We start from the raw sequence: 24,130 nt of genomic DNA on the forward strand, positions 1-24,130 counted from the left end.
CGTACGTTCCGGGTCGGACAAGCGGACTCGCCCCCTCCTCATCAGGGCACGGACCCCCGTAATTCACCTTCACGTCACCCACCGTTGAACCATGCTCACTCCCGCGTTACCCGTGGGGCGGAAATGTGCGTACCCATGACCGGTAAGCGACTGATCTCACTCCTCGCGTACGTCACGACCGCGGCGACGGGAGCGTCGTTGCTCACCGGCTGTGGCGTGCTCCCTGGGGCCACGGGGGGCTCCAGGGAGCCCGTCACGGTGATGACGTGGGCTCCGGACCGGACGCGCGCGACGAACATGCCCGGAATGCCCGCGATGGCGCAGACCTACGCCCGGTGGGTCAACGCCCGGGGCGGCATCGACGGGCACGAGCTGCGCGTCCTCACCTGCAACGAGCAGAACAGCCCCTCCGGCGCCGCCGCCTGCGCCCGCCGGGCCGTGCGCGAGAAGGCGGTGGCCGTCGTCGGCTCGTACAGCCAGAACGGCCGCGCCTTCATGGCCCCGCTGGAGGCCGCCGGCATCCCGTACATCGGCGGCTACGGCATCGCCGAGGACGAGTTCACCAGCCCGCTCTCGTACCCCGTCAACGGCGGCGTGGCCTCCCTGATCGCCGGGCACGGCATGCAGCTCGCCGGATCCTGCGAGCGGGTCTCCCTCGTCCGCCCCGACACCACCGCCGGGGACAAGCTCCCCCAGCTCCTCAACTCCGGCCTGCGCCGGGCGAGTCACCGCAGCGCCGTCGACATCCCGGCCCAGGAGGACGCCGCCGAGTACACCCGGCAGGCCGGCCGCGCCCGCACCCGGGCCGGCGACGAGAAGGGCTGCGTGACCGCCGTCCTCGGCGAGCGCACCCAGACCTTCTTCGACTCCTTCCGGCGGCTCCCCGAGCAGGAGGGCGAGCCCGGGACCGTTCGGATCTCCTCGGTCCTCGGCAGCGTCGACCAGCCCGTCATCGACCGCACCGGCGGCCCGCACAGCCCCTTCGAGGGCGCCTTCGTCACCGGCTGGTACCCGGAGGCGGGCGACCGGAGCTGGGCACCGATGCGCAAGGTCATCCAGGAGTACGCCTTCGCCGACAACCGGGTCGACCCGGCCGACGCCGGGGTGCAGACCACGTGGATCGCCTACACGGTCCTCAAGGACGTCGTCGAGGGGCTCGACGCGGACACGGTCACGGCCGGGCAGATCAGCCACGCCCTCGACCGGGGCGAGCGGATCGACACCGGGGGCCTCACCCCCGGCCTGCGCTGGAAGTACGAGGACATGCTCGGCGCCCCCGGCTTCACCCGGATCGTCAACCGCGAGGTGACCTTCCAGGTGGTGCGCCAGGGGCGGCTCGTGGCGCAGAAGCCCGGCTTCGTCGACGTCGGCGAGACCGTCCTCAGCGCCCGCTAGCCTCCGGGCTCGGCCCTCAGAGCTGCGTCCAGCTCCGCTTCTCCAGGCCGTACTTCGCGGCGGTCGGGTTCCACAGCCCGGCCGCCGACTTCTTGGCCTGGGTGGCCTCGCCGCTCTTCGCGTCCCCCGCGGTCCGCTGGCTGGTCGAGTGGGCCTTGCCGCCCTTGCAGGCCTTCTTCGCCTTCATCTGGTCGGCCCAGGCGGCGTAGTGGTCGTCGGCGGAGGCCGAGGCCTGCCAGGCCTTGGTGAGGGACGCCGTGAGCGCCGCGTTGTCCGGGACCTTGTCGACGGACAGCGCCTGGAGCTTGGCGATCAGGCCCCGGCGCTGCTCGGCGGCGCCCCGCAGGTCGCTCGCCGCCTGGTCGAGGTCCTTGCACTGGTTGATGGCCGCGACCGAGCTGATCACCGTCTCGCGGCTGCTGCTGCTCGTCGCGAGGAGCTTGCTGAGCTCCTTCGCCTGCGGCTCGGCCGGGTCGGCCGGCTTCTCCGCGGGCTTCTCGGCCGGGGCCGAGGGCGCGGCCGAGCTCGCCGCGACGTTCTGCCCGCCGGTCTTGGGGTCCTTCTCCTCGTCGCCGCCGCTGAGCAGCGCCCCGGCGCCGAGCCCGACGACCGCGCAGCCGACGACGACGGCGGCGATCAGCGCGACCGGCGACTTGCGGCGCGGCGCGGGCTCCTCGTCCTCGTAGTACGCGTCCTGGAAGCCGAACTGCTGCTGCGGCGGCTGCGGAGGCTGCTGCTGGTGCTGCTGGTACGGGGCCGGGCCCGGCTGCTGGTAGCCCTGCGGCGCGCGCTGCTGCTGGGGCGGCCGGGGGGCCTCCGTGCGGAAGAGGCTGTCGAACTCGGCGGGCGGCTGCCGCTCACCGGGCTCCTGCGGCGGCACGGGGGCGATGTACTGGGTCGCGTCCGAGGCGCCGGCCGGACCGGGCCCCTGGTGGGCGAGCGGGCCCGTGCCGAGGAACTGGGTGTCGGAGCCCCCGCCCTGCTGCGGCGGCACCGGGGGGATGTGCTGCGTGGCCTGGAGGTCGCCGGCGGACGGGGCGCCGGGGTGCGGGTAACCGTAGCCCGGCTGGGGGGCGCCCTGGGCGCCCGGTCCCGGATAGCCGTAGCCCGGCTGCGGGGCGCCCGGCCCCGGGTAGCCGTACCCCGCCTGCGGGGCGCCCTGGGCCGGCGGCATCCCGCCCTGCTGCGGCGGCATCCCCTGCGCCGGCGGCATCCCGCCGGACACCGGCGGGATGTGCTGGGTCGCCTGGAGGTCGCCGGCGGCCGGGGCACCCGGCCCGGGGTAGCCGTAGCCGGGCTGCGGCGCGCCCTGCTGCGGGGGTATAGGCGGCAGGTACTGGGTGGACTGCATGTCGGCGGCGGCCTGCGGCGCCTCCGGGGGCAGCGGCTGCGCGGGCGGCAGCGGCTGCCCGCCCGGCGGGCCACCGGCGGGACCCCAGGCGCCGCCCCACGGCTGACCGCCGCCCTGCTCCGGACCCTGTCCGTTCTGCGTCACCGGGACTCCCACTGATGGACCAACCTACGGAATCGTCGACTCACGCTACCGGGTGCCGACACGGGTCCGCACACACGTGTGAGCCCGGTTACACAAGCCGTTCACGAAACGGCCGCGGGCCTCTACGCGGCGTACAGCTCCATCCGCGCGCCGAACTCCCGCACCACCGCCTCCCCCGCGTAGGGCTCCAGGCGCTCCCTCAGATCGTCCAGGTACTCCGCGCCCCGCGACGACCGCAGCGTGCCCAGCAGTTCGAGCGCCTTCGTGCCCGTGCGGCAGGCCTGCTCCACCTCCCGCTGCTGGACCTGCGCCGCGGCGAGCAGCGCGAGCCCGATCGCGCGCCGCCGCGCCCGCGACTTCGGATGCCCGGCGATCGACTCCCGCGCCGCCCGCGCCGCCGCGTCCGCCTGCCCCAGGTCCCGGTGGCAGTGCGCCAGTTCGTCCGCGAGGTAGGCCGCGTCGAAGTGGGCGATCCACGCCGGGTCGTCGCCCGCCGCCGGATCGGCCCGGTCGAGCGCCGCCGCGGCCCGGCCCGCCGCCGCGTCAAAGGCCCGCACGTCTCCCATCAGGGCGTGCCCGCGCGCCTCCGCCGCGAGGAACATCGCCTCCGCGCGCGGCGGCACCTTCCCGCGCGTGCCCTCCTGCGCCGCCCGCGCCAACTGGGCGATCTCCCGCGGGTTGCCGAGCTGGGCCGCGAGGTGGCTCATCGAGGCGGCCAGCACGTAGCCGCCGTATCCCCGGTCGCCCGCCGCCTGCGCGAGGCGCAGCGCCTGGATGTAGTACCGCTGCGCGAGGCCCGGTTCGCCGGTGTCCACCGCCATGTACCCGGCGAGTTCGGTCAGCCGGGCGACCGCGGCGAAGAGCCGGCGCCCCACCGCCTCCCGGTAGGAGCCGGAGAGCATCCCCGACACCACGCTGTTGAGGTAGTGCACGACCACCGGCCGCACGTGGCCGCTGCCGAAGCGCCGGTCGAGGTCGACGAGCGCGGCCGTCATCTCCTGCACGGCCGCCACGTCCGCGACCCCGACCCGGGCCCCCGCCATCCGGGCCACGTGCGGATCGGGACCGGTGATCAGCCAGTCTCTGCTGGGCTCGACGAGCGCCGAGGCCGCGACCGTGGAGCCGCTGAGGAAGTCCCGGCGTCCCACGTCGCTGCGCCACAGCTCGCAGACCTGCTCGATCGCCCCGGGCACGGTCGGCGCGAACTGGAGCCCGACCCCGGCGGCGAGGTTCCGGCCGTTGGCCATGCCGACCTCGTCGATGGTGACCGAGCGGCCCAGCTTGCGGCCGATCGCCTCGGCGATGATCCCGGGCGCCCGGCCGCGCGGCTGCTGGCCGCGCAGCCAGCGCGCCACCGACGTCTTGTCGTAACGCAGGTCGAGGCCGCGCTCCGCGCCGACCATGTTGACCCTGCGGGCGAGGCCGGCGTTGGAGCAGCCGGCCTCCTGGATGAGCGACTGGAGCCGTTCGTTGAGCTGACGCGGAACGAGTGGCCTGGCTGCCATGAGTACCCCCTGAGGCCGTGCGGTGATCACGAGAGAACTGATCAATGCCCGGCGAATATGCGGTCAATGCAGATGTGAACACGCGAAACCGGACACGTCGGTCACGAGAAGAAACGCCTCTCCACCCACGCCCCCCACCTCTGCGTACCCACCCCCGCTCCCCGGTCCTCCACGCGCCCCCGCTCGTGCACCCATGCGCCCCGCGTGCAGGATCGATGCGTCAACGCGGCGACCGCCGCGCCCGTAACCCCAGGTGACGGGGGCAGTTGTGCTGTCCGTGGAAGAGACCATGGGAGTCAGGGAAGCCGCGCCGATCCCCGAGCAGCGGGGCGAGCAGCTGCTGGACAGCGCCGTGCGGTACGCGGAGGAGCGGCACTGGGACGTGTTTCCCGGGACCTGGCTGGAAGCCGTCGAGGGCAGGGAGCGCTGCTCCTGCGGCGCGGACGAGTGCGCCGTGCCCGGCGCCCACGCGGTCCGGCCCGACTGGTCGACCCAGGCGACCGGGAGCGGGGTCGGGGCGCGGCGGATGTGGTCGAAGACGCCGAAGGCGTCGATCCTGCTGCCGACCGGCCGCACCTTCGACGCGATCGAGGTGTCCGAGTCCGCCGGCTTCCTGGCCCTCGCCCGCATGGAGCGGATGGAGCTGACGCTCGGCCCGGTCACCTGCACCCCGGACCGCCGGATGTACTTCTTCGTCCTGCCCGGTGCCGCGACCAAGGTGCCGGACCTCGTCCGCAAGCTCGGCTGGGCCCCGGCCGCCGTCGACCTCACCACGCGCGGCGAGGGCCACTACGTGGCGGCCCCGCCGACCCGCATCGGCGGCTGCGGCGCCGTGCAGTGGGCCCGGCGCCCCACCCAGGCGAACCGCTGGCTGCCCGACGCCGAGGAGCTGATCAGCGCCCTCGCGTACGCGTGTGGCCGGGAAGCGGCGGAGGCGCGAAGCCGTACGCCATGACCTGGGGGCCCGGCCGGTCCCGCCCTTAGGGTGTCCCCGTAAGCACGGGGACGACCGAGAGGTTGACGGACCATGCCTGACCAGGCATTTGACGGAGCGTACGACAAGGCGGGCACCGCACCGGGGGAAGGTGCGGTGCCCGCCGTGCAGGTCGAGGGGCTGTGGAAGCGTTTCGGCCAGCAGATCGCGGTGAACGGGATCGATCTCGTCCTGCCCGCGGGCCGGTTCATCGGACTCGTCGGGCCCAACGGCGCCGGCAAGACCACCACCCTCTCCATGATCACCGGCCTGCTGCGGCCCGATCACGGCCGGATCCTCGTCGCCGGGCACGACGTGTGGGCCGACCCGGAGTCGGTCGCCCAGGTCAAGGCCCGCATCGGCATCCTGCCGGAGGGACTGCGGCTCTTCGAGCGCCTCTCGGGCCGTGAGCTGCTCGCCTACACCGGCCGGCTGCGGGGCCTGCCCGGCGCCGAGGTCGACAAGCGGGCGGCGCAGCTCCTCGACGTGCTGGACCTGACCGGCTCGCAGAACAAGCTGGTGGTCGACTACTCGACCGGCATGCGGAAGAAGATCGGCCTCGCCGCCGCGCTCCTCCACAACCCCGAGGTCCTCTTCCTCGACGAGCCCTTCGAGGGCGTCGACCCGGTCTCCGCGCAGACCATCCGCGGCGTCCTGGAGCGGTACACCTCCTCCGGCGCGACCGTCGTCTTCTCCAGCCACGTCATGGAGCTCGTCGAGTCCCTCTGCGACTGGGTCGCCGTCATGGCGGGCGGCCAGATCCGGGCCCAGGGCCCGCTCGCCGAGGTGCGCGGCTCGGCGTCCTCCCTCCAGGAGGCCTTCCTGGAGCTGGTCGGCGCGAACGGCCGCGCGGCCGCCGGGGACTCCCTGGACTGGCTGGGCGGCGGCTCCGGCGCCGCCGGTTCGGGCACGGGCGGTACGCAGCGATGAGCGCCACCGCCTCCCCCCTGCCGACCGCCTCCCCCGTGCCGACGGCCGCCGCCGCGCCGTCGCTCACGTCCGTCTTCGTACGGCTCAAGCTGTCGCTGCTGAAGAACGGGCTGCGGCAGTCCGGCGGGCGGACCGCCGCGTACATCGTGACGATCGTCTTCGGCGCCCTCTTCGCCGCCGGCACGGTGCTGGGCTTCGCCCTGCTCCGGGGCCACGAGGACGCCGACACCGTCGCGGTCCTCCTCGTCGGGGTCCTCGCGCTGTCCTGGACGTTCATGCCGCTGTTCATCCCGAGCGGGGACGAGACCCTCGACCCCTCGCGGCTCGTGATGCTGCCGCTGCTGCCCCGGCCGCTGGTCCGGGCGCTCCTCGTGGCCTCCCTCGTCGGCGTCGGCCCGGTCCTCACCACCGCCCTGGCCGTGGGCGCGGTCCTGGCCGTGGCGCACGGCGCGGTCGCCACCGTCCTCGCCGTCCTCGCCGTCCCGCTCACCGCGGTGACGTGCGTGGCGCTGTCCCGGGCCGTGGCCGCCGCCAACATCCGGCTGCTGACCTCGCGCAAGGGCCGGGACCTGGCCCTGCTGAGCGGTCTGATCATCGCGGTCGGCATGCAGTTCGTGAACTTCGCCGCGCAGCGGCTCGGCCAGTCCGGCGGCCTGGGAGCCCTCGAACCGGCCACGGCCGTCGTCGGCTGGCTCCCGCCGGCCGCCGCGATCGGCGCGGTCGACTCGGCGAGCCGGGGCGACTACGCGGTGGCGGCGGCCCGGCTGCTGCTCACGGTCGCTGCCCTGGCGGCGCTCCTGTCCTGGTGGCAGCGGAGCCTGGTGCGGCTGATGGTCGAGCCGGACGGCTCCACGATCGGCGCGGCCTCGGACGCGGGCGCCGAGGAGAAGGCCGCGGGCTCGGGCCTGCTCGCCCGGATCCTGCCGGGCGGGCAGACCGGCGCCGTCATGGAGCGCAGCCTGCGGTACGTGTGGCGCGACCCGAAGACGAAGGCCTCGTGGGTGACCTCGCTCGCCATCGGTCTGATCGTCCCCCTCTTCAACGCCTTCCAGGGCGGCGGCTCGATCTACTTCGCGTGCTTCGCCTCCGGCATGCTCGGCATGCTGATGTACAACCAGTTCGGGCAGGACGGCTCGGCCTTCTGGATGGTCGCGCAGACCATCTCCACGAAGGCCGACGCCTACGTCGAACTCCGGGCGCGGGCGCAGGCCCTGCTCGTGATCACGCTGCCGTTCACGGTCCTCGTGACGGGCGTGACGGCCGGGGTCCTCGGCGCGTGGCAGCAGATCCCCGAGGCCCTCGGGCTCGCCCTCGGCCTGCTCGGCGCGATGGTCGGCACGGGCGCGCTGACGTCGGCGCGCTTCCCGTACTCGATCCCGCAGGACAGCGGCTACAAGAACGTCGCGCCGGGGCAGGGCGGGCTGGCCTGGATCTCGATCCTGGGCGGCATGGTCTCGGCCGGCGTGCTGTGCTCCCCGCTCATCGCGGCGACGATCTACCTGCACGTCTCCGACCAGCAGTCCCTGCTGTGGCTGCTCCTTCCGGCGGGGCTGCTCTACGGCGCGCTCCTCACCTTCGGGGGCCTGAAGCTGGCCGCCCCGATCGCGGCGAAGCGCCTGCCGGAGATCCTGGTGGCGGTCAGCAAGGGGTAGGCGCGCGCGAGGACGGGCCCGTCCCGGACCGGGGCTCAGCGCGCTCCGTGCGCCAGCACCCGGCCGAGGGCGGCCCGCCCCGCCGGGCCCCAGGTGGGCTTCCCGCCCGGGAGACCGCGGTCGCCCGCGCGGCCGATGGCGATCAGACCGGCCGCGCGGAGCAGGGCCCAGCCCCGGGCGCGCCGGACGGCGGCCTCGTCGGCCCTCCCGTACGCCGTGAGGAACGGGTCGGCCGCCCCCTGCGGCAGCAGCAGCCAGGCGGCCGAGAGGTCCGTCGCCGGGTCGCCCGCGCAGAGCTCGCCGAAGTCGAGGACACCGGCGAGGGTGCCGTCCGCGACGACCACGTTCGCCGGGTGCAGGTCGCCGTGCAGCCACACCGGCGGCCCCTGCGGGCCGGGGGCCGCGAGGGCGTCCTCCCAGACCCGCCGCACGGCCCCCGGGTCGGCGTGCGCGGCCAGCAGCTCAAGACCCTCCTCGAACCCGGCCGCGAAGCCCGCGAGGGGCACCCCCCGGTCGGGGTTGGCGGGCGCGTCGCCGGGGGCCTCGCGGTGCAGCGCCCGCAGGAAGTCCGCCAGCGTCCCGGCCGCGTGGTCGCCGCGCGTGACGGGGACGGCGTCGGCCGGCTCGCCCGGGACCCAGCGGGCCACCGTCCAGGTGCCGGGGAAGCGCGCGGACGGCTCCCCGGCGCGCACGGGCACGGGGACGGGCAGCGGGAGCAGCGGGGCGAGGTGCGGCAGCCGGCGCAGCTCCTTGCGCAGCAGCCCGGGGGCCCGTTCGGTCCGGGGCATCCGTACGGCCAAGGCGTCGCCGAGCCGGAAGAGTTGGTTGTCCCAGCCGCCCGGGACCGGCCGGAGCGGCAGCTCCGCGAGGTCCGGATGCTGCTCCTGGAGCAGGGTTCGCACCAAACCCTCATCGTGGTCCATCGCGTCCCCCATGATGTCTCTCCTCCGATCGACCGAACGGCTGGGAGCCTACGCATGGAGAACACCGCACCGGCCACCGCGACCCGGCGGGGTCAGGGGATCTGGCGGGGCGTCGTCGGCGCCGCCACGCTCGCCCTGACCGTCGCCTGCGCCGTGGAGGCGGGGCAGGCCGACGGGCTGCTCCTGGGCGTCGTCACGGCCGCGGCGATACCCGGCGTCCTCGCCCTCTCCCAGCTCCTGCTGCTGCGCGGCGGCCGCATCGAACCGGCGACGGTGGGCGTGGCGGGGCTCGGCGCGGCCATCATCGGCGTGAACAGCACCGGTGAGGACAACGGGGCGATGTTCCTCGGGCTGCTGCTCGCCCTCCTGGCGGCCGTGCCCTTCGCGTTCCTCAGCGGCTTCCTCTCGCTCCACGCCCGGACGGGGCACGCCCTGTTCTCCGCGGTCGCCGTCCTCATCGGCGCGGACCAGCTGGTCACCGACATCGCCCCGGAGCAGATGGCGAACGTCCGGGCGCCGCTCCTGAACAGCCTGGCCTCCAACGACCTGGGGATCCCCGGCGTCGCCCTGGTCGCCGCCGCGCTGTTCCTGGTGACGGCCTGGTACCTGCCCCGGCAGGAGGCCCGGCTCGCCGCGCGGGAGCAGACGTGGTCGCGGGTCACGGTCCACCTGTTCCTGCCGTCGTTCCTGCTCGCGACGGTCGTGGGGCTGCTCTACACGGCCCAGATCGGCGCGACCGTGCAGGGCGAGCTGGGCAAGACGTTCATGATCTCCTGCCTGCTCGCGCTGACGGCGGGCGGTTGCAGCCTGCGCACCGGGGAGGGCACGGTCGGGGACGTGGCGGTCGGGTCGCTCTTCGCCGGCGCCTTGCAGAGCTTCCTCAACTTCGAAGGGGTCAGCGCCTCCCCGCAGTCCACGATCCTGTGCGGCACGGCGGTCGCCTTCCTCCTGCTCGACCTCGCCCGCCTGCGCAGGCCCGCACCCGCGACCGCGCCGGAGCCCGTCGAAATCCCGTTGCCCCGGTGACCGGCCCGCACGATCCTCGCCGCATGGACCTCTCACCGCCCTCGCCCGGCCCCGACCCCCGCGTCGAACTCCCCGGCGGGCTGACGCTCCGCGCCTTCGAGGGCGAGGCGGACCTCCCGGAGTTCTTCCGAGTGATCGACGAGTCCGTGGAGCACCTGCGCCCCTGGATGCCGTGGGCCGCCCGGCACGGCCGGGAGGAGACGGCCGCTTTCCTGGGCGGCCGGGCGGAGCTGTGGGCGCGCGGGGAGCAGTACAGCTACGCGGTCGTGCTCGACGGCGCCATCGTGGGCTCCTGCGGGCTGCACCGGCTCGACGACACCCCGGACGGCACGATCGAGATCGGCTACTGGCTGCACCCGTCGGTCACCGGCCGGGGCCTCGCCACGCGCGCCGCCCGCGCCCTGGTCGAGCAGGCGTTCCGGCTGCCCGGCGTGACGGCCGTGGAGATCGTCCACGACGCCGCCAACCACGCGAGCGCCGGGATCCCCGCCCGCCTCGGCTTCGACGGCACCCTCCGCCGCCCCCAGGAGCCCACCACCCCGGCGGAGACGGGCGAGGACCGGGTCTGGCGACTGGAACGGCCCTGACGGGGCCTGGCCGCCGGTGAGATCGGCTCAACCTCCCGTCCCGCCACCGAGTCTGAAGAGGTGACAGGCAATCGGGGGAAGGCGGGCCGTCATGGACGAGGTGCTGGTGCGGGCCATCGGATGGGTCGCGCGGGGCGTGGGGTACGCGCTGGAGTTCGTCGACCTGCGCATGGTCTACGACGACGTCCGCCGCGACGTACGGCGGGGCCGCGAGGACCGGCGCTAGCCGGGCCCCGCGGACCGGGCTCGCCCGGGGGCCCGCTCACCCGGCGGGGGCGGCGCCCTCGGCCAGTACCTCTTCGACGCGGGTCCGCCAGGACGGGCGCAGGGCGGTCTCCCGGGGCCCGATCCCTGCCGCCCGACGGGCCCGTTCCATGCGGCAGGCGCCGCAGTGCGTCTCGTCGCCGACCGGACGGAAGACGTGCTCGTCGCCGGGGCCCTCGCAGGTCACCAGGGCGGGTCGGGCGGGTTCGTGCCGCTCCTCGGGCGTCGGGGCCTCCGGCAGCAGCGGGACCGGGAGCTTCACCGTCAGCCGGTGCCGCAGGAACCCGACCGCCGAGCGGACACCGGCCCGGGGCAGATGGGCCGTCAGGGCGTGCCGCAGATCCGCCGCCGACACCCCGCGCCGCAGCCACTCCGCCGCCGCCTCGGCCAGGCCACGGGCCTCCCGGACCCCGAGCAGCAGCTCCCGGTTCTGGTGCCGCAGCGACAGCAACAGGCGCTCGGCCTGGACGACTTCGGGATCCGACGAGGGCGGATCCTCCGGAGCCGGTTCCTCCGCTTCCGGCTTCGGCGCCGGCTCTTCGGTGGGTGGGTGGGGAGAGGTCTTACTTCCAAGGTCTTTGTCTACCGGTAGTTGGCTTCCGGCCCGCCGGGGTTTCCGCTTTCCGGTGGTCGGTTCGCCGACATCCGGAGACCCGGTCGGAACCCCGTCCCGGGCGGCCGCCGCCTCTTCACTCGTCAGGGTGGTGTTGGAGAGCAGCTGCGTCGTCGTCCAGTACCCGCGCCCGCTCTGGAACTTCCACTCGTGCAGGAACCCGTTCTCCACCAGGCACTCCTTCGCCCGGTGGTACGCCCGGGGCCGCATGCCCAGGTCGGTGGCGTGCTCCCCGAGCGGCTTGGCGCTCGCGTCCTCGGGGAGGCCCTGCACGTAGATGAGGAGGAGCTTCGCGTCGTTGTTCAGACGCGGATGGCGCACGACGCCGTTCGAGACCCTGGTGAAGGACTGAACCGGAGCGATAACATGCCGAAGCATTTCTGGTGGACCTCTAGCTTCCACTGGAGTGAAGGTCCCCGGGTCATGGTGTTGCCGCACCACCGGGGACCGCTCCGTTTCTCACGGAGCGTGATGATGTGCTTACCGTAGCGCACACTTCACCGTGTGATGCAACAACTCCGGCTCTACGAACGGATCTTCGACCGTCGGCCGCGACCGCCAGTCGAGTGGCCAGGTCACACCGTGCAGCGCCGGAATCCCCACGAACGCCTCCCCCCGCCCGTTCCGGCTCAACGCCCGCGCCGGAGCCGGCCACGCGTGCGCGGCGGCGGTCTGCGGCGGCAGCAGGAAGTAGTGGTTCCGCTCCCCCGTCACCGCCCGGACGATCGGCCCGGCCTGGAAGTCCGTGAACGACATCAGCCGGTACGCCACGTCCTCACCGAGGAAGCCCCCGATCCGCACGGCGTCGAAGTGCACTCCGGCGTGACGGAGGGCGTGACCGGACGCAGGTACCCAATCGGGCGCGTCACCAAACGAGTTGCGCTGATTCATGCGCTCAGCGTGACGGGGCGTGGTGTTCTGTGACCAGGGACACAGTCGGGTTGTGCAGGACTGTGCACTCGGGGAGGTCGGGTGTGAACAAAGAGAACACAGGCAATGTGGGCGCCGCCAAGGCTTTCGGCGCCTTGTTGCGCTTCTACCGGGAGCGGGCCGGTGTCTCGCAGGAGGCGCTGGGCCAGAGGGCCGGGTATTCCAAGTCCCAGGTGGCCATGATCGAGCGCGGGCAGCGGCGTCCGAGGGGCAGATTCGTCGAGCTGTCGGACGGGATGCTGGGTGCACAAGGTGCACTTCTGAAGGTGGCGGAAGAAGTGGCGGCGAGTGGAATCGCTGCCTGGTTCGAGGACTACATGGAGGAAGAGGCCAAGGCGGCGGGCATCCACAAGTACGAAGTCCAGCTCATCCCCGGGCTGCTTCAGACCCCTGCGTACGCACGAGCCGTCTTCAACTGTTCCGTCCCCGCTCTGGAGGACGAGGACATAGAGGCCAGTGTGGTGGCACGCATCAAGCGGCAGGCGCTGTTCCGCCGCAAGCCATCACCTCTGGTGACCTTCGTCGTGGAGCAGGCTGCACTCACCAAGCCCATCGGCGGCCCAGAGGTGCTTCGGGAGAACCTGCTGCACATCCGGGAGTGTGCTGAGCTGCGCAACGTGACCATCCAGGTCATGCCGGACGACCTGTGGGTTCATGCAGGACTCAGCGGGTCATTCACGCTCCTTGAGACTGAGGAGCGCCGCAATCAACTCGTCTATGTCGAAGGGCAGGGCAGCAGGTACTTTCTCAGCGAACAACCGGACGTGGGGGACTGCTTCGCCCGCTACAGCGCGCTACGGGCCCAAGCCTTCAGCCCGGCGGACTCTGCACGACTCATCGAACAGGTGGCACGAAAGCTATGAGCACCGACCTCAACTGGCACAAGAGCAGCTACAGCAGCGACCAGCAGGGCGACTGTGTCGAGGTCGCGTCCCAGCCCGACTCCGTCCACGTCCGCGATTCCAAGAACACCGCCCTCCCGTCCTTCGAGGTCTCCCCCGCCGCCTGGGACGTCTTCGTCTCGGCCGTCTGACGGGTCGAGGGCCTCCACCCGACGGGTGGAGGCCCTCCTTCGCGCCAGGGGATCAGAACGCGTTCAGGTCCATCCAGTTCTCGTCCTCGGGGGCGCCCGCGTACAGCGCGCCCGTGCCCTTGCCGGAGTACAGGACGAGGCAGCCCACGCCCCGGCATCCCTCGCCGACGTAGCTGCTGTTCGAAAGGGTCGCGAGGTCGTTGCGCCCGTCGGCGTTGAGGTCGCCCAGGGGGAGGAACGAGGCCATCGCGTTCCAGCCGCCGGAGCCGATCAGCACGCGCGCGCCGACGCCGCCGGTGGCGGTGCCCGGGTAGAACCAGAGCTTGCCGGTGGCGGCCTCGCGGGCGATCAGGTCGGGCCGGTTGTCGCCGTTCATGTCACCGGGGCCGACCAGCGCGTTCATGGTGTTCCAGCCGCCGCTGCCGATGAGCTTGCGGGCGCCGAGGCCGGTGGCCGTGCCCGGGTAGAGCCACAGCTTGCCCGTGGACTTCTCGACGGCGAGGAGGTCCGAGCGGGCGTCGCCGGTCAGGTTGCCGAAGGCGGTGATGTGGTTCATGGCGTTCCAGCCGCCGGAACCGATCAGCTTGCGGCTGCCGAGGGCGCCCGTGCCGGTGCCCGGGTAGAGCCACAGCTTGCCCGTGGTCGCCTCGCGGGCGACGACGTCCTCCCGGCCGTCGCCGCTGAGGTCACCGTGCCGGGTGAGGGTGCTCATGGCGTTCCAGCCGCCGGTGCCGACCAGGCGGCCGGTGTTGTCGCCGGGCAGGAACCAGAGGCGGCCGGCCTCGTCGCGGACGATGACGTCCGACTTCCTGTCGGCGTTCATGTCGCCGAAGCCCGCCGCCTTGGGCGCGGTGTACGCGGCCCACGCGGGGTAGGGCGGCAGGACGCACTCGCGCTCGGTCGGGACGAACTTCACCGAGCTGACGCTGCTCCACGAGTAGCCCCACTCGGTGCCCGCCGGGTCCGGGGCCCAGATGGAGGTGCCGCCGTCGACGTCGTAGTTCGGGGCGTCGTAGAGGCAGGCGTACTTGTTCGTGTGGTTGACGACGGACTTGAAGGAGTCGTCCCACGTGCCGAGCGTCGCCCGGTTCACGTTCGTCTTGTACATCGTGCCGGTGCCGTTGTCGGACTTCCAGGCACAGAAGTAGCCGGACGGGCAGTCGCGGATCGCCGCCTGCGCCGGCGCCGCGCCCGCGCCGAAGAGGCCGAGCGTGGTGAGCCCCAGCGTCGTGGCCATCGTGGCCACGCGCCGCAGCATGGAATTGCGCATCGAGTTCCCTCCCAGCGGCGCGGAGACCTGCTGCTCGACGCGCCGTGGGAGGGACCGTATCGCGCCGTGGCCGAATCCCTGCCGTCAGGGGGTGAGAACGCCGTTCAGGAAGGGCTCCACGGCCTCGCTCCAGGCCTCCGGGTGGGTGTAGTGGAGGAGGTGGCCGGCGTCGGGGATCTCCGCGTACGCCCCGTGGGGCAGGACCCGGACCATCTCCTGGGCCTCCGCGCGGCCCAGCTCGCCGTCGAGGCCGCGGACGACGAGGGTGGGGCAGCGGACCTGGGCAAGGGAGTCCCAGTGGGCGTCGTGGACCCAGGTCTCGCGCGAGGTCAGCATCTGCTCCGGGTCGAAGACCGGCCGCCAGCCGTCGGGGTGCTCGGCCATCACCTCGGCGTAGAACGCGCCGCGCGCCGGATTCGGGGTCTCCACCCAGGGGTCCTCGTCGCCGAACCAGCGGTGGACGGCCTCCAGCGACGGGAAGGGCGCGGGCCAGCGGCGGAACCAGTCCTGCCAGGCCCGCTGCGAGGCCGCGCCGAGGGCCGAGGCGCGCATGTCGCAGATGACGAGGGCGCGGACCAGGTCGGGGCGCTCGGCGGCCAGCTGCCAGGCGGTGAGCGCGCCCATGGAGTGGCCGACGAGGGTGACCGGGCCGAGGCCGAGCTGCTCGACGACGGCGGCGGCGTCCGCCACGTACGCCTCGCGGGTGAAGGGCCCGGCGGCGGGCTTCTCGCTGGCGCCGTGGCCGCGCTGGTCGAGGGCGACGATCCGGTGGCCGCCGGTGAGGCGGCGGACGGCGGGGGCCCAGTGTCCGGCGTGGCCCATCAGGCCGTGGAGGAGTAACACTCCGGGCGCCGGGGCCCGGCCCTCCGGAGCCGGGGGGAGCTGCTGCGGGGCCCGCGCGGGCCGGGGGACGGGCCGGCCGCCGGGGCGGGCGGTGTCCGGACCGGGCTGGGGAACGATGCCGCGTCCGTCGGGTGCGGCCGGATGCTCCCCGGCTCCTCGGCCGGCGGGCCCGGCCATGTGGTCCCAGGCCGTCAGCCGGACGCCGTCGGCTCCGGTGACGTCGAGTCGTCGCGCCATGGATCCGGCACCCCCTCTCTTCCGTCGAACCTCGCCAGACTATCGAACTCGCATTCGAAAATGCGCTCCTGCCGCACAACACCCCTCGTTCGAGTGACAGGGCTCAAGGATTGACGCGCGCTGCCGAGGGGAGATCTTGAGCGGGAGGCGGACCACTCGGGGAAAAGGGGTCCGAGGGGAATGACCTTGAGAGCTCGGGGCTCCAGGTCAGCACAGGGGAGGACAGGCCCCGGCGCCGGAAGGCGCCGGGGCCCTCTGCCGCCCGTAGCCCTCATGGCCCCACCCCCTCCGCGCCCGGCCACCACCAGCGTGGCACGGCGAGGGCGCGGGCGTGGCGATTCCGGCGTAAAACGGGGCGCACGCCGGGATGTTGGGCTCCCGAGGCCGATCCGATGCGGCTTCGTGACCCGGAGCCGTACAACCGGATCGCGCCCGTGCGGGTCCACGGAGTGTGCTGTCACCTCAGATCCTCACCAAGGGCTCCGACTCCGCCGCCCTCGAAGCCGAGAGGGTCGTCATCACGACGACCGAGCGGCGCACGGAGATCCCCCTCGCCGTGATCCAGGACGTCCGGCGGGACACCGAGACGTCCCTCAAGCTCGTCCTGACCGACGGCGCCGCGCACTGGATCACGGGCGGCAACCCGACCGCCACCACCCTGTTCCAGACCGCCCTGACCGCCGCCCTCCCCGAGGAGCGGGACCCGGCCGGCAGCTCCCTGGTCACCCTCACCGCCGAGACGGGCGCGGTCCGCTGGTGGTCGGTGCTCGGCTGGAGCCTCGGCTTCGTCGGCGCCTACACCGCCTACGTCTGGTGGACCACCTCCGCACACGGCGGCGAGATGGGCTTCATCGCCTTCTTCGCCGGATTCGGCACGCTCTTCGGCCTGGGCGGCGTCCTCGCCACCGCGAGCAACCTCCGGGACCGGTGGCTGCTCGCCCGGCGCGGGGTCACCGTCCGGGCCACGGCGGACGTCTACGCGAACGGGAAGCGGTCGTCGTACTACAAGTTCACCGACACCCAGGGCAACGAGCTCTCCCAGTACTCCTCGAACAACTCGACCCCGCACATCCTGGTCGTCTACGACGCGCAGTGGCCCGGCCGCCACGTCCAGCGGAAGTGGCTCCCCTTCGTGATCGCGCAGTACTTCTTCGGCGCCCTCGCCGCACTCGGCCTGCTCGCGCTGAGCCTGTGGGGCGTCCTCGCCCCGTACCTCTGAGCCCGGTACCTCTGAGCCCGGAAACGCCGGAAGGGGCGCCCCTTCCGGGCACCCCTTCCGCGCTCCTGCCGGCGCTACCGCATCAGCGCTTCGCGACGAACACGTGCGCCGCGACCTCCGCGTCCAGCTCGGCCGCCTCGCCGCTGCTGCCGACCAGGACGCCGCCCGCCGACTCCGACACGGACACCACCGAGCCGGGCTGCACGCCCGCCCGCCGCAGCGTGTACATCAGCTGGGCGTCGGTCTGGATCGGCTCGCCGATCCGCCGGACGATCACCGTCTTGCCGCCGCCGGCGTCCAGATCGGCGAGGGACACCATCGAGTCGTCCAGGAACGCCTCGGCCTCCGCCTTCTCGCCCAGCTCCTCCAGACCCGGGATCGGGTTCCCGTACGGCGACTCCGTCGGGTGCCGCAGCAGCTCCAGGACGCGCCGCTCCACGGCCTCGCTCATCACGTGCTCCCAGCGACAGGCCTCGGCGTGGACCTGCTCCCACTCCAGGCCGATCACGTCGACCAGGAGACACTCGGCCAGGCGGTGCTTCCGCATCACCCGGGTGGCGAGCTTGCGGCCCTCGTCGGTGAGCTCCAGGTGGCGGTCACTCGCCACGGCCACCAGGCCGTCGCGCTCCATCCGGGCCACCGTCTGGCTCACCGTGGGGCCGCTCTGGTCGAGCCGCTCGGCGATCCGGGCACGCATGGGGACCACACCTTCTTCCTCGAGCTCGAGGATGGTGCGGAGGTACATCTCCGTTGTGTCGATCAGTCCGGACATACGTGCCCCTCGATGAGTCGTGCGCTGGCCCTGCACCAATACTGACGCATCCGGCGGACAACCGGGCCGCGCCGGGGGTGAGGCGGTATTGACAGAGCAATGGTCCAGACCGCACCGTGATCGGCGACCGCGACGAGAACCACTACCGGAGCACGACGAGAAGGAGCCGCCGCGATGGGCGAGAGCAAGCTGGCCGGACAGTTCTTCGACGCCGCGATCGACCTGCTCCAGCAGGTCCGCGACGGGGACTCCGCCGAGATCGCCGCCGCGGGCGCCGCGATCGCCGGGGCCGTCGCGAGCGGCAACCGGCTCTTCGCCTTCGGCGCGGGCCACTCCTCGCTCGCCGCCCAGGACGTCGTCTACCGGGCCGGCGGCCTCGCCCTGATGAACCTGCTCGCCGTCCCCGGCGTCGTCGGCGTCGACGTCATGCCCGCCACCCTCGGCTCCGCCCTGGAGCGGGTCGACGGCCTCGCCGGAGCGGTCCTCGACTCGTCCCCCGCCAAGTCCGGGGACGTCCTCATCATCATCTCGCTGTCCGGGCGCAACGCCCTGCCCGTCGAGATGGCCATGAACGCCCGCGCGCTCGGCCTCACCGTCATCGGCGTCACCTCGCTCGCGTACGCCACCGAGACGAAGTCCCGGCACGTCTCGGGGACGTACCTCAAGGACCACTGCGACATCGTCCTCGACTCGAAGATCGCCATCGGCGACGCGGAGCTCACCCACGAGGGCATCGAGGCGCCCTTCGCGCCCGCCTCCACCGTCGTCACCAGCGCCCTCATGCAGGCCACCATGGCCGCCGCCGCCGAGGAGCTGGTCCGCCTCGGCATCGAGCCGCCGCTGCTGCGCTCGGGCAACGTCGACGGCGGGCACGAGTGGAACGGGCGCGTGATGACCGAGTACGCGGACCGGATCTTCTTCCGGCACTAGCCGCCGGGCCGGGCCCTACGGCGTCACCGGGCCGTCGCCGCGCGGGGTCCTCGCGCGCGGCGGCCCCAGGAGCTGGCTCGCGGCGATGCAGGCGAGGCCGGACAGCATCAGCGCGTTCGCGCCGAAGAACCGGGCCTCCCAGGAGGGGTCCGGCACGACGCCGAAGTACACCAGGCCCGGCAGGAGGACCCCCAGCCCGGTCAGCACCGACCCCCCGCCCAGCAGCCGGGGCCGCTTGACGTGCCCGCGCGACCAGGGCGGGACCCAGTACGTCCGGTACGTGACCACGCCCAGCGCGATCACCACCACTCCCAGGAGCATGCCCGCTCCCACCACCCACGCCAGCACGGCGCCACCCCCACGGTCTCTCTCGGACGTGGGCCCATCATCGCCCCGGCGCCGGGCGCCGACCATGCCGGACCCCGGCAGGAACCGGCGCCCTTCCCTGCCGGTCAGCCGAGCGCCAGCTCCGCCGCCACCCGGGACGCCACCGACTCCGCGTACACCACGTCCTCGCGCTCGAAGGGCTTGCGGCAGGCCGCGCGCAGGAACGTCAGGACGCCGAGCGTCCGGCCCCGGGAGCGCAGGACCACGCACAGGGCGTGCGCCGCGTCCCCCGGCCACTGGTGCGCCTCCGCCCACACCTCGGCGGTGCGGCCCGCGCTCGCCCGCACCGTGCCGACCCGGTCCCAGGCCTGGAGCGCCGGGTGCCTCGGCCCGTACCGCAGCGGGATGCCGCCGCCCACGACCGGCGAGGACGGGCCAGGAGCGGCGCCCGCGGGCGTCGCCAGGGCGCGGGTGAGGCGCCGCTCCCCCGCCGGACGGTCCACCAGCGCGTGGTCGGCGAACCCGGCCAGCGCGAAGTCCAGCAGGACCGTCGCCGCCTCCATCGGGTCCTCGCACTCCGCGGCCGCCGCGCCCGCCCGGTGCAGCTGGCTCCACCGGAACCGCAGCCGGTCCGCCGCGCGCGCCGCGAGCCGCTCCTCGGTGACGTCCTGGAACAGCCAGGCCACCCCCAGCGGCACGGGCTCCTCCGCCATCGGCGAGGACAGCAGCAGGAAGCCGCTGCGCCAGCACCGGCGCCGCTCCTCCCCGGCCGCCCCGAGCGTCACCCACACCTCGGCCGGCGCGGGCGGCGTGCCCTCCGCCAGGACGTGCTGGAAGGCCGCCTCCAGCTCTTCGGCGCCGTGCGTGACGACCTCGCCCAGGGGTCGCCCGAGCAGGACCGTCCGCCCGGTCCCGAAGGCACGGGCCGCGTGCGCGTTGACCATGGCGGGGCGCAGATCGGCGTCGACGAGGACGACGCCCCAGCAGGCGTCGTCGAACAGGGCCTCGCTGAGGGCCACCGAGCGCTCCAGGTCCAGCTGGACGTGGACCTCGGTGAAGGCGCAGTACACGCCCGCCGGGGCGCCGTCCGCGCCGCGCACGCCGGCCGCCTGGCTCCGCACGAGGACCCGCCCGCCGTCCTTGCGGAACAGGACGAACTCGTGGACCTGCCGCCCGGGGCCCTTCATGGCCCCCATCAGCCGGCCCAGGGTCTCCTCGGCGTCGGCGCTGCGCGCCGCCCACCCCTCGAATCCGCGCCGGCCCACGGCCTCCCCGGCGGACCAGCCGAGGATCCGCTCGGCCTCCCGGTTCCAGTGCGTGACCGTCCCGTCGGCGTCGAACGCGCAGAGCGCGGCGTCCATCCCGTCGAGCAGCGCGGCCAGCAGATCGGCCCCCGCCCCCGGGACGGACACGGCGTCGCTCGTGGCCCCCGTGAATGCACTCATCCAGGCACCCCCCATGCTGGGACCATTCAACTTCAACGTGACGCAGGGCACACCCCTGTTCCGCGAAGTTGTGCGAAGTTCAGCGAGTTCCGGGGCTCGAATAAATGGGTTGAGCCGGGTGCGGACGCTTCCTAGGCTGTGGGTACACGCGAAAGGAGGTGATCCGAAAACATGATTTCTTTTCGGACTCGTGAGGTGACTGCGGGCTAAGGCCTGCCAGTCGCACTCTGTGCACCTCGGCAGGCCTTCTGCCGAACACCAACGCAGTCACCCGACCCGTGAGTCGCCGGCAGTCCGGCCGGCCGGCTCCGTCCGAACCTAGGCGGACGGTGCCAAGACTCACGGGTCGCCTGCGTGTCCGGCCCCGTCAGGGGGCCAGTCGCTCCACCCGCCAGCCGGCGCCCTCCTCGTGGACGTAGCGCAGCCGGTCGTGGAGGCGGTTCTCGTGGCCCTGCCAGAACTCCACCGCCTCCGGGACGACACGGATGCCGCCCCACTCCGGCGGGACCGGGACCTTCTCGGACTCCGGGTAGCGGGCGGCCAGTTCGGCGTAGCGGTTCAGGAGGTCCGCCCGGGACGGGATCACCTCGGACTGCGGGCTGGCCCACGCGCCGAGCTGGGAGCCGTGCGGGCGGGTGCGGAAGTAGGCGACCGTCTCCTCGCGGGCGATCCGGACCGCCCGGCCGGTGACGATGACCTGGCGGGCCAGCGGATGCCAGGGGAAGAGCAGCGAGGTGTACGGGTTGGCCGCCAGCTCCCTGCCCTTGCGGGAGGCGTAGTTGGTGAAGAAGACGAAGCCGGCCGCGTCGTAGTGCTTCATGAGGACCGTCCGGGAGGACGGGCGGCCGTCGGGGGTCGCGGTGGAGACGATCATCGCGTTCGGCTCGTGGATCGCCGGGTTCGCGGCGGTCTCCTTGAACCAGCGGGCGAACTGGCCGATCGGTTCGGGCGCGAGGTCGGCCGCGGAGAGCTCCGTGGTGCGGTACTGCTCGCGCATGTCGGCGGGGTCCAGGGCGTCGGTCACAGGGCCATCCTGCCGCAGCAGCCCAGTCTGCCCGGCACCACGGGGCGCTAATCCTCTCTCGCCGAATCAGCGGAGTGTGCCGGATGTCACGCTTCCCCGCATCATCGGAACCGTACAGACTCTTGGGCTGGATGACTGTTGATTCCCCACCATCGACCAACACGGTTGATCGATCATCGATAGAGGAGCCGCCTGATGTCCGACTTCGTACCCGGGCTCGAGGGAGTCGTCGCGTTCGAGACGGAGATCGCCGAACCCGACAAGGAGGGCGGCGCCCTCCGCTATCGCGGGGTCGACATCGAGGACCTCGTCGGTCACGTCTCCTTCGGGAACGTCTGGGGCCTGCTCGTCGACGGCGCCTTCAACCCGGGCCTGCCGGCCGCCGAGCCCTTCCCGATCCCCGTGCACTCCGGTGACATCCGGGTCGACGTGCAGTCCGCGCTCGCGATGCTCGCGCCCGTGTGGGGCCTCAAACCGCTTCTCGACATCTCCGCCGAGCAGGCCCGCGACGACCTCGCCCGCGCCGCCGTCATGGCCCTCTCGTACGTCGCGCAGTCCGCGCGCGGCCAGGGCCTCCCGATGGTCCCGCAGAGCGAGATCGACAAGGCCGAGTCCGTCGTCGAGCGCTTCATGATCCGCTGGCGCGGCGAGCCGGACCCGAAGCACGTCAAGGCCGTCGACGCCTACTGGACCTCCGCCGCCGAGCACGGCATGAACGCCTCCACCTTCACCGCCCGCGTCATCGCCTCCACCGGCGCCGACGTGGCCGCCTCCCTCTCCGGCGCCGTCGGCGCCATGTCCGGCCCGCTGCACGGCGGCGCGCCCTCCCGCGTCCTCGGCATGATCGAGGAGATCGAGCGGACCGGCGACGCCACCGCGTACGTGAAGCAGGCCCTCGACAAGGGCGAGCGGCTCATGGGCTTCGGCCACCGCGTCTACCGCGCCGAGGACCCCCGCGCGCGCGTGCTGCGCCGCACCGCCAAGGAGCTGGCCGCGCCCCGCTTCGAGGTCGCCGAGGCCCTGGAGAAGGCCGCCCTGGAGGAGCTGCACAACCGCCGCCCCGACCGGGTGCTCGCGACGAACGTCGAGTTCTGGGCGGCGATCGTCCTGGACTTCGCCGAGGTCCCGGCGCACATGTTCACGTCGATGTTCACCTGCGCGCGGACGGCCGGCTGGTCCGCGCACATCCTGGAGCAGAAGCGGACCGGGCGCCTGGTGCGCCCCTCGGCGCTCTACACGGGCCCCGGCCAGCGGGACCCGCGTGAGATCGAGGGCTACGGCGACATTGCCGGTCGGTAGGTCTCCACGCGCATGACGCGCCGGTGGCGCCTGGCGGGCCCGCACAGCCCCGCCAGGCGCCACCGGCGCGTCCGGGCCGGTCGCTAGACCAGCTGCGCCTGCTCGTCCTGGGCGAGCAGCAGGTCCGCGTGGTGGCGTGCCGTCGTCAGCGGATGGGCGCGCAGCTTGCCCTTGAGCTCGTTGCGGCCGTACTCGGCGAACAGCGGGTTGGCCGGGTCGGTCGTGACGCCGGGCGCGCGGTCCGCGAAGGGGAACTCCAGCGGCGCGATCCGGGCGTCGAGGCGCGGGTTGTAGAAGAACGGCACGGAGAATCGTTCCGTCGCTCCGGGCGGCGAGACCACCCGGTGGTTCGTGGCGACCAGGTAGCCGTTCGTGGCGACCTCCAGGAGCTCGCCCAGGTTCACCACGAAGGCGCCCGGCAGCGGCGGCACGTCGTGGAAGTCCCCGTCCTCGCGCTGCACCTGGAGCCCGCCGACCTGGTCCTGGAGCAGCAGGGTGAGGAAGCCGTAGTCCTTGTGCGCGCCGACGCCCTGGTCGTCGCCCTCGCCGCTGCTGCCCGGGTAGCGCACCAGCTTGAGGTGCGGGTGGGCGCGCGGGCCGAAGATGTCGTCGTAGAAGTCCGCGGGCGCGCCGATGGAGGCGAGCAGCTCGTGCAGCAGCCGCTCGGCGACGCCGCTGAGGCGGTCGATCCAGTGCAGGGCGGCCGCGCGGAGCTCCGGGAGGGCGGCCGGCCACTGGTTGGGGCCTTCGAGCCACCAGTAGGGGGCTTCCCAGGGCGCGGGCTCGCGCACGGGGCGCTCGGCGCCGATGTCGAGCTGGTCGCGCCAGTCGCGGGCGCCCGCGGTGCGCTCGTCGCCGATGCGCGTGTAGCCGCGGAAGTGCGGCGAGTTGATGTTGTCGAGGGCGAGCCGGTCGGCCTCGGGCAGGGCGAAGAAGGCGTGCATGGCCGAGGTCAGGGCCTGGGTCTCGGCCTCGGAGATGCCGTGCCCGATGAGCTGGAAGAAACCCACGTCGTGGGCGGCCGAGTGGAGCTGCGCGTGGAGCAGCCTCCGGGCCTGGAGGTCCCGGTCGGCCGCCGAGAGGTCGACGATCGGGAGCTGCGAGGGGTACGAGCTGTTCGTCATGGGTGCATCCGCGGGTGTACGGGTGCCCGGGGCGGCCGCCAAGGGTGGGGCGGGGGCCACGGGTGCCGGTCGGCTGGGGCTCGGACGAGGGACCGCAGGGGTGTGGAGTGGTACCCCGGAAGGTCAGGCGGAGCGGCGACAGCTCATGCTCGTGACGCGGACGAAGTCCACGTGGCGACGGCGTACGAGCAGGAGCATGGAGTCAGCGTACTGCGACGGGGACCGGGCGGCTGTGGCCCCGGTCACGTCCGGCCCGGGTTGGCTCGAAGTCACGCCGGAGTCCCGCCGGAGGGCGGGTGCGCGCGAAGATCGCC

Annotated in this window: 24 protein-coding genes; 12 read left to right on the forward strand and 12 right to left on the reverse strand. The window is 73.2% G+C overall.

Going from position 1 to position 24,130, the window contains the following annotated elements; all coding sequences use genetic code 11:
• Positions 1-123 precede the first annotated feature (123 nt).
• Complete coding sequence (locus tag ACFYXU_RS05350; RefSeq protein WP_389456530.1) at positions 124-1,395, forward strand: ABC transporter substrate-binding protein; 1,272 nt, start codon at positions 124-126, stop codon at positions 1,393-1,395.
• A 16-nt stretch (positions 1,396-1,411) separates the two neighbouring features.
• Here the strand turns inward: ACFYXU_RS05350 and ACFYXU_RS05355 are convergent, their stop codons facing one another.
• Together ACFYXU_RS05355 and ACFYXU_RS05360 are read right to left on the reverse strand one after the other, a co-directional pair.
• Positions 1,412-2,890 (reverse strand): hypothetical protein, encoded by a 1,479-nt coding sequence (locus ACFYXU_RS05355; protein ID WP_389456531.1) that lies wholly within the window; start codon positions 2,888-2,890, stop codon positions 1,412-1,414.
• Between the two features lie 122 nt (positions 2,891-3,012).
• Entirely contained in the window at positions 3,013-4,395 is a 1,383-nt protein-coding gene (locus ACFYXU_RS05360; protein ID WP_389456533.1) for a transcriptional regulator, read from the reverse strand.
• A gap of 289 nt (positions 4,396-4,684) precedes the next feature.
• On the opposite strand from ACFYXU_RS05360, the gene ACFYXU_RS05365 reads away from it, so the two are divergent.
• From ACFYXU_RS05365 to ACFYXU_RS05375, 3 genes are all read left to right on the forward strand, one after another.
• Entirely contained in the window at positions 4,685-5,350 is a 666-nt protein-coding gene (locus ACFYXU_RS05365; RefSeq protein WP_376507399.1) for a bifunctional DNA primase/polymerase, read from the forward strand.
• 72 nt (positions 5,351-5,422) lie between these two features.
• Positions 5,423-6,298 carry an ABC transporter ATP-binding protein gene (locus ACFYXU_RS05370; protein ID WP_376507398.1) on the forward strand — a complete coding sequence of 292 codons (876 nt, stop codon included), beginning with the start codon at positions 5,423-5,425 and terminating at the stop codon, positions 6,296-6,298.
• A complete protein-coding gene (locus tag ACFYXU_RS05375; RefSeq protein WP_389407529.1) occupies positions 6,295-7,950 on the forward strand; it encodes a transporter in 1,656 nt (551 codons plus the stop codon). The genes ACFYXU_RS05370 and ACFYXU_RS05375 overlap by 4 nt, the downstream gene beginning before the upstream one ends.
• Before the next feature lie 35 nt (positions 7,951-7,985).
• Here the strand turns inward: ACFYXU_RS05375 and ACFYXU_RS05380 are convergent, their stop codons facing one another.
• On the reverse strand, positions 7,986-8,873 hold the full coding sequence (locus ACFYXU_RS05380) for an aminoglycoside phosphotransferase family protein (protein WP_389456741.1): 888 nt from the start codon (positions 8,871-8,873) through the stop codon (positions 7,986-7,988).
• 54 nt (positions 8,874-8,927) lie between these two features.
• Here ACFYXU_RS05380 and ACFYXU_RS05385 point away from each other — a divergent pair, with 54 nt between their 5' ends.
• The 3 genes from ACFYXU_RS05385 (at position 8,928) to ACFYXU_RS05395 (ending at position 10,712) form a co-directional block, all read left to right on the forward strand.
• On the forward strand, positions 8,928-9,899 hold the full coding sequence (locus ACFYXU_RS05385; protein WP_389456536.1) for a hypothetical protein: 972 nt from the start codon (positions 8,928-8,930) through the stop codon (positions 9,897-9,899).
• Positions 9,900-9,922: 23 nt separating this feature from the next.
• Positions 9,923-10,486, forward strand: a complete 564-nt coding sequence (locus tag ACFYXU_RS05390) for a GNAT family N-acetyltransferase (protein ID WP_389456538.1) — start codon at positions 9,923-9,925, stop codon at positions 10,484-10,486.
• A 91-nt stretch (positions 10,487-10,577) separates the two neighbouring features.
• On the forward strand, positions 10,578-10,712 hold the full coding sequence (locus tag ACFYXU_RS05395) for a hypothetical protein (RefSeq protein WP_361393051.1): 135 nt from the start codon (positions 10,578-10,580) through the stop codon (positions 10,710-10,712).
• A gap of 36 nt (positions 10,713-10,748) precedes the next feature.
• On the opposite strand, the gene ACFYXU_RS05400 is transcribed toward ACFYXU_RS05395, so the two are convergent.
• Positions 10,749-11,741, reverse strand: a complete 993-nt coding sequence (locus tag ACFYXU_RS05400; RefSeq protein WP_389456540.1) for a hypothetical protein — start codon at positions 11,739-11,741, stop codon at positions 10,749-10,751.
• Positions 11,742-11,843: 102 nt separating this feature from the next.
• Positions 11,844-12,254 (reverse strand): hypothetical protein, encoded by a 411-nt coding sequence (locus tag ACFYXU_RS05405; RefSeq protein WP_361393047.1) that lies wholly within the window; start codon positions 12,252-12,254, stop codon positions 11,844-11,846.
• A gap of 83 nt (positions 12,255-12,337) precedes the next feature.
• Here ACFYXU_RS05405 and ACFYXU_RS05410 point away from each other — a divergent pair, with 83 nt between their 5' ends.
• Entirely contained in the window at positions 12,338-13,156 is an 819-nt protein-coding gene (locus ACFYXU_RS05410) for a helix-turn-helix domain-containing protein (RefSeq protein WP_389456542.1), read from the forward strand.
• Complete coding sequence (locus ACFYXU_RS05415) at positions 13,153-13,326, forward strand: DUF397 domain-containing protein (RefSeq protein ID WP_389456544.1); 174 nt, start codon at positions 13,153-13,155, stop codon at positions 13,324-13,326. The genes ACFYXU_RS05410 and ACFYXU_RS05415 overlap by 4 nt, the downstream gene beginning before the upstream one ends.
• A gap of 52 nt (positions 13,327-13,378) precedes the next feature.
• Here ACFYXU_RS05415 and ACFYXU_RS05420 read toward each other — a convergent pair whose 3' ends face one another.
• Positions 13,379-14,596: a peptidase inhibitor family I36 protein gene (locus tag ACFYXU_RS05420; RefSeq protein WP_389456546.1), complete on the reverse strand. Its 1,218-nt coding sequence runs from the start codon at positions 14,594-14,596 to the stop codon at positions 13,379-13,381.
• Between the two features lie 84 nt (positions 14,597-14,680).
• Positions 14,681-15,676: an alpha/beta fold hydrolase gene (locus ACFYXU_RS05425; RefSeq protein WP_376507386.1), complete on the reverse strand. Its 996-nt coding sequence runs from the start codon at positions 15,674-15,676 to the stop codon at positions 14,681-14,683.
• Positions 15,677-16,127: 451 nt separating this feature from the next.
• On the opposite strand from ACFYXU_RS05425, the gene ACFYXU_RS05430 reads away from it, so the two are divergent.
• Complete coding sequence (locus ACFYXU_RS05430) at positions 16,128-16,895, forward strand: hypothetical protein (RefSeq protein WP_389456549.1); 768 nt, start codon at positions 16,128-16,130, stop codon at positions 16,893-16,895.
• An 82-nt stretch (positions 16,896-16,977) separates the two neighbouring features.
• Here ACFYXU_RS05430 and ACFYXU_RS05435 read toward each other — a convergent pair whose 3' ends face one another.
• Positions 16,978-17,667 carry a metal-dependent transcriptional regulator gene (locus ACFYXU_RS05435; RefSeq protein WP_329851255.1) on the reverse strand — a complete coding sequence of 230 codons (690 nt, stop codon included), beginning with the start codon at positions 17,665-17,667 and terminating at the stop codon, positions 16,978-16,980.
• 174 nt (positions 17,668-17,841) lie between these two features.
• Here ACFYXU_RS05435 and ACFYXU_RS05440 point away from each other — a divergent pair, with 174 nt between their 5' ends.
• Complete coding sequence (locus tag ACFYXU_RS05440) at positions 17,842-18,597, forward strand: SIS domain-containing protein (protein ID WP_361393037.1); 756 nt, start codon at positions 17,842-17,844, stop codon at positions 18,595-18,597.
• 15 nt (positions 18,598-18,612) lie between these two features.
• Here the strand turns inward: ACFYXU_RS05440 and ACFYXU_RS05445 are convergent, their stop codons facing one another.
• The 3 genes from ACFYXU_RS05445 to pdxH form a co-directional block, all read right to left on the reverse strand.
• Entirely contained in the window at positions 18,613-18,918 is a 306-nt protein-coding gene (locus ACFYXU_RS05445; protein WP_376507385.1) for a hypothetical protein, read from the reverse strand.
• Positions 18,919-19,049: 131 nt separating this feature from the next.
• Positions 19,050-20,369: a PAS domain-containing protein gene (locus tag ACFYXU_RS05450; RefSeq protein WP_361393033.1), complete on the reverse strand. Its 1,320-nt coding sequence runs from the start codon at positions 20,367-20,369 to the stop codon at positions 19,050-19,052.
• Between the two features lie 367 nt (positions 20,370-20,736).
• A complete protein-coding gene (gene pdxH, locus ACFYXU_RS05455; protein WP_376507489.1) occupies positions 20,737-21,366 on the reverse strand; it encodes a pyridoxamine 5'-phosphate oxidase in 630 nt (209 codons plus the stop codon).
• 222 nt (positions 21,367-21,588) lie between these two features.
• Here pdxH and ACFYXU_RS05460 point away from each other — a divergent pair, with 222 nt between their 5' ends.
• Positions 21,589-22,692 (forward strand): citrate synthase 2, encoded by a 1,104-nt coding sequence (locus ACFYXU_RS05460; protein ID WP_329851260.1) that lies wholly within the window; start codon positions 21,589-21,591, stop codon positions 22,690-22,692.
• A gap of 83 nt (positions 22,693-22,775) precedes the next feature.
• Here the strand turns inward: ACFYXU_RS05460 and ACFYXU_RS05465 are convergent, their stop codons facing one another.
• Complete coding sequence (locus ACFYXU_RS05465) at positions 22,776-23,816, reverse strand: isopenicillin N synthase family dioxygenase (RefSeq protein WP_389456552.1); 1,041 nt, start codon at positions 23,814-23,816, stop codon at positions 22,776-22,778.
• Positions 23,817-24,130: the final 314 nt, after the last annotated feature.

It is taken from the genome of Streptomyces sp. NPDC002232 (genome assembly GCF_042890295.1).
Taxonomy (GTDB): Bacteria; Actinomycetota; Actinomycetes; order Streptomycetales; family Streptomycetaceae; genus Streptomyces.

Coding starts and splice junctions, on each gene's coding strand:
- ACFYXU_RS05445 (WP_376507385.1), bottom strand. CDS start 18,918: ATGCTCCTGGGAGTGGTGGTGATCGCGCTGGGCGTGGTCACGTACCGG.
- ACFYXU_RS05415 (WP_389456544.1), top strand. CDS start 13,153: ATGAGCACCGACCTCAACTGGCACAAGAGCAGCTACAGCAGCGACCAG.
- ACFYXU_RS05440 (WP_361393037.1), top strand. CDS start 17,842: ATGGGCGAGAGCAAGCTGGCCGGACAGTTCTTCGACGCCGCGATCGAC.
- ACFYXU_RS05370 (WP_376507398.1), top strand. CDS start 5,423: ATGCCTGACCAGGCATTTGACGGAGCGTACGACAAGGCGGGCACCGCA.
- ACFYXU_RS05395 (WP_361393051.1), top strand. CDS start 10,578: ATGGACGAGGTGCTGGTGCGGGCCATCGGATGGGTCGCGCGGGGCGTG.
- ACFYXU_RS05365 (WP_376507399.1), top strand. CDS start 4,685: ATGGGAGTCAGGGAAGCCGCGCCGATCCCCGAGCAGCGGGGCGAGCAG.
- ACFYXU_RS05360 (WP_389456533.1), bottom strand. CDS start 4,395: ATGGCAGCCAGGCCACTCGTTCCGCGTCAGCTCAACGAACGGCTCCAG.
- ACFYXU_RS05405 (WP_361393047.1), bottom strand. CDS start 12,254: ATGAATCAGCGCAACTCGTTTGGTGACGCGCCCGATTGGGTACCTGCG.
- ACFYXU_RS05435 (WP_329851255.1), bottom strand. CDS start 17,667: ATGTCCGGACTGATCGACACAACGGAGATGTACCTCCGCACCATCCTC.
- ACFYXU_RS05380 (WP_389456741.1), bottom strand. CDS start 8,873: ATGGACCACGATGAGGGTTTGGTGCGAACCCTGCTCCAGGAGCAGCAT.
- ACFYXU_RS05420 (WP_389456546.1), bottom strand. CDS start 14,596: ATGCGCAATTCCATGCTGCGGCGCGTGGCCACGATGGCCACGACGCTG.
- pdxH (WP_376507489.1), bottom strand. CDS start 21,366: ATGCGCGAGCAGTACCGCACCACGGAGCTCTCCGCGGCCGACCTCGCG.
- ACFYXU_RS05460 (WP_329851260.1), top strand. CDS start 21,589: ATGTCCGACTTCGTACCCGGGCTCGAGGGAGTCGTCGCGTTCGAGACG.
- ACFYXU_RS05450 (WP_361393033.1), bottom strand. CDS start 20,369: ATGAGTGCATTCACGGGGGCCACGAGCGACGCCGTGTCCGTCCCGGGG.
- ACFYXU_RS05425 (WP_376507386.1), bottom strand. CDS start 15,676: ATGGCGCGACGACTCGACGTCACCGGAGCCGACGGCGTCCGGCTGACG.
- ACFYXU_RS05465 (WP_389456552.1), bottom strand. CDS start 23,816: ATGACGAACAGCTCGTACCCCTCGCAGCTCCCGATCGTCGACCTCTCG.
- ACFYXU_RS05390 (WP_389456538.1), top strand. CDS start 9,923: ATGGACCTCTCACCGCCCTCGCCCGGCCCCGACCCCCGCGTCGAACTC.
- ACFYXU_RS05385 (WP_389456536.1), top strand. CDS start 8,928: ATGGAGAACACCGCACCGGCCACCGCGACCCGGCGGGGTCAGGGGATC.
- ACFYXU_RS05350 (WP_389456530.1), top strand. CDS start 124: ATGTGCGTACCCATGACCGGTAAGCGACTGATCTCACTCCTCGCGTAC.
- ACFYXU_RS05400 (WP_389456540.1), bottom strand. CDS start 11,741: ATGCTTCGGCATGTTATCGCTCCGGTTCAGTCCTTCACCAGGGTCTCG.
- ACFYXU_RS05375 (WP_389407529.1), top strand. CDS start 6,295: ATGAGCGCCACCGCCTCCCCCCTGCCGACCGCCTCCCCCGTGCCGACG.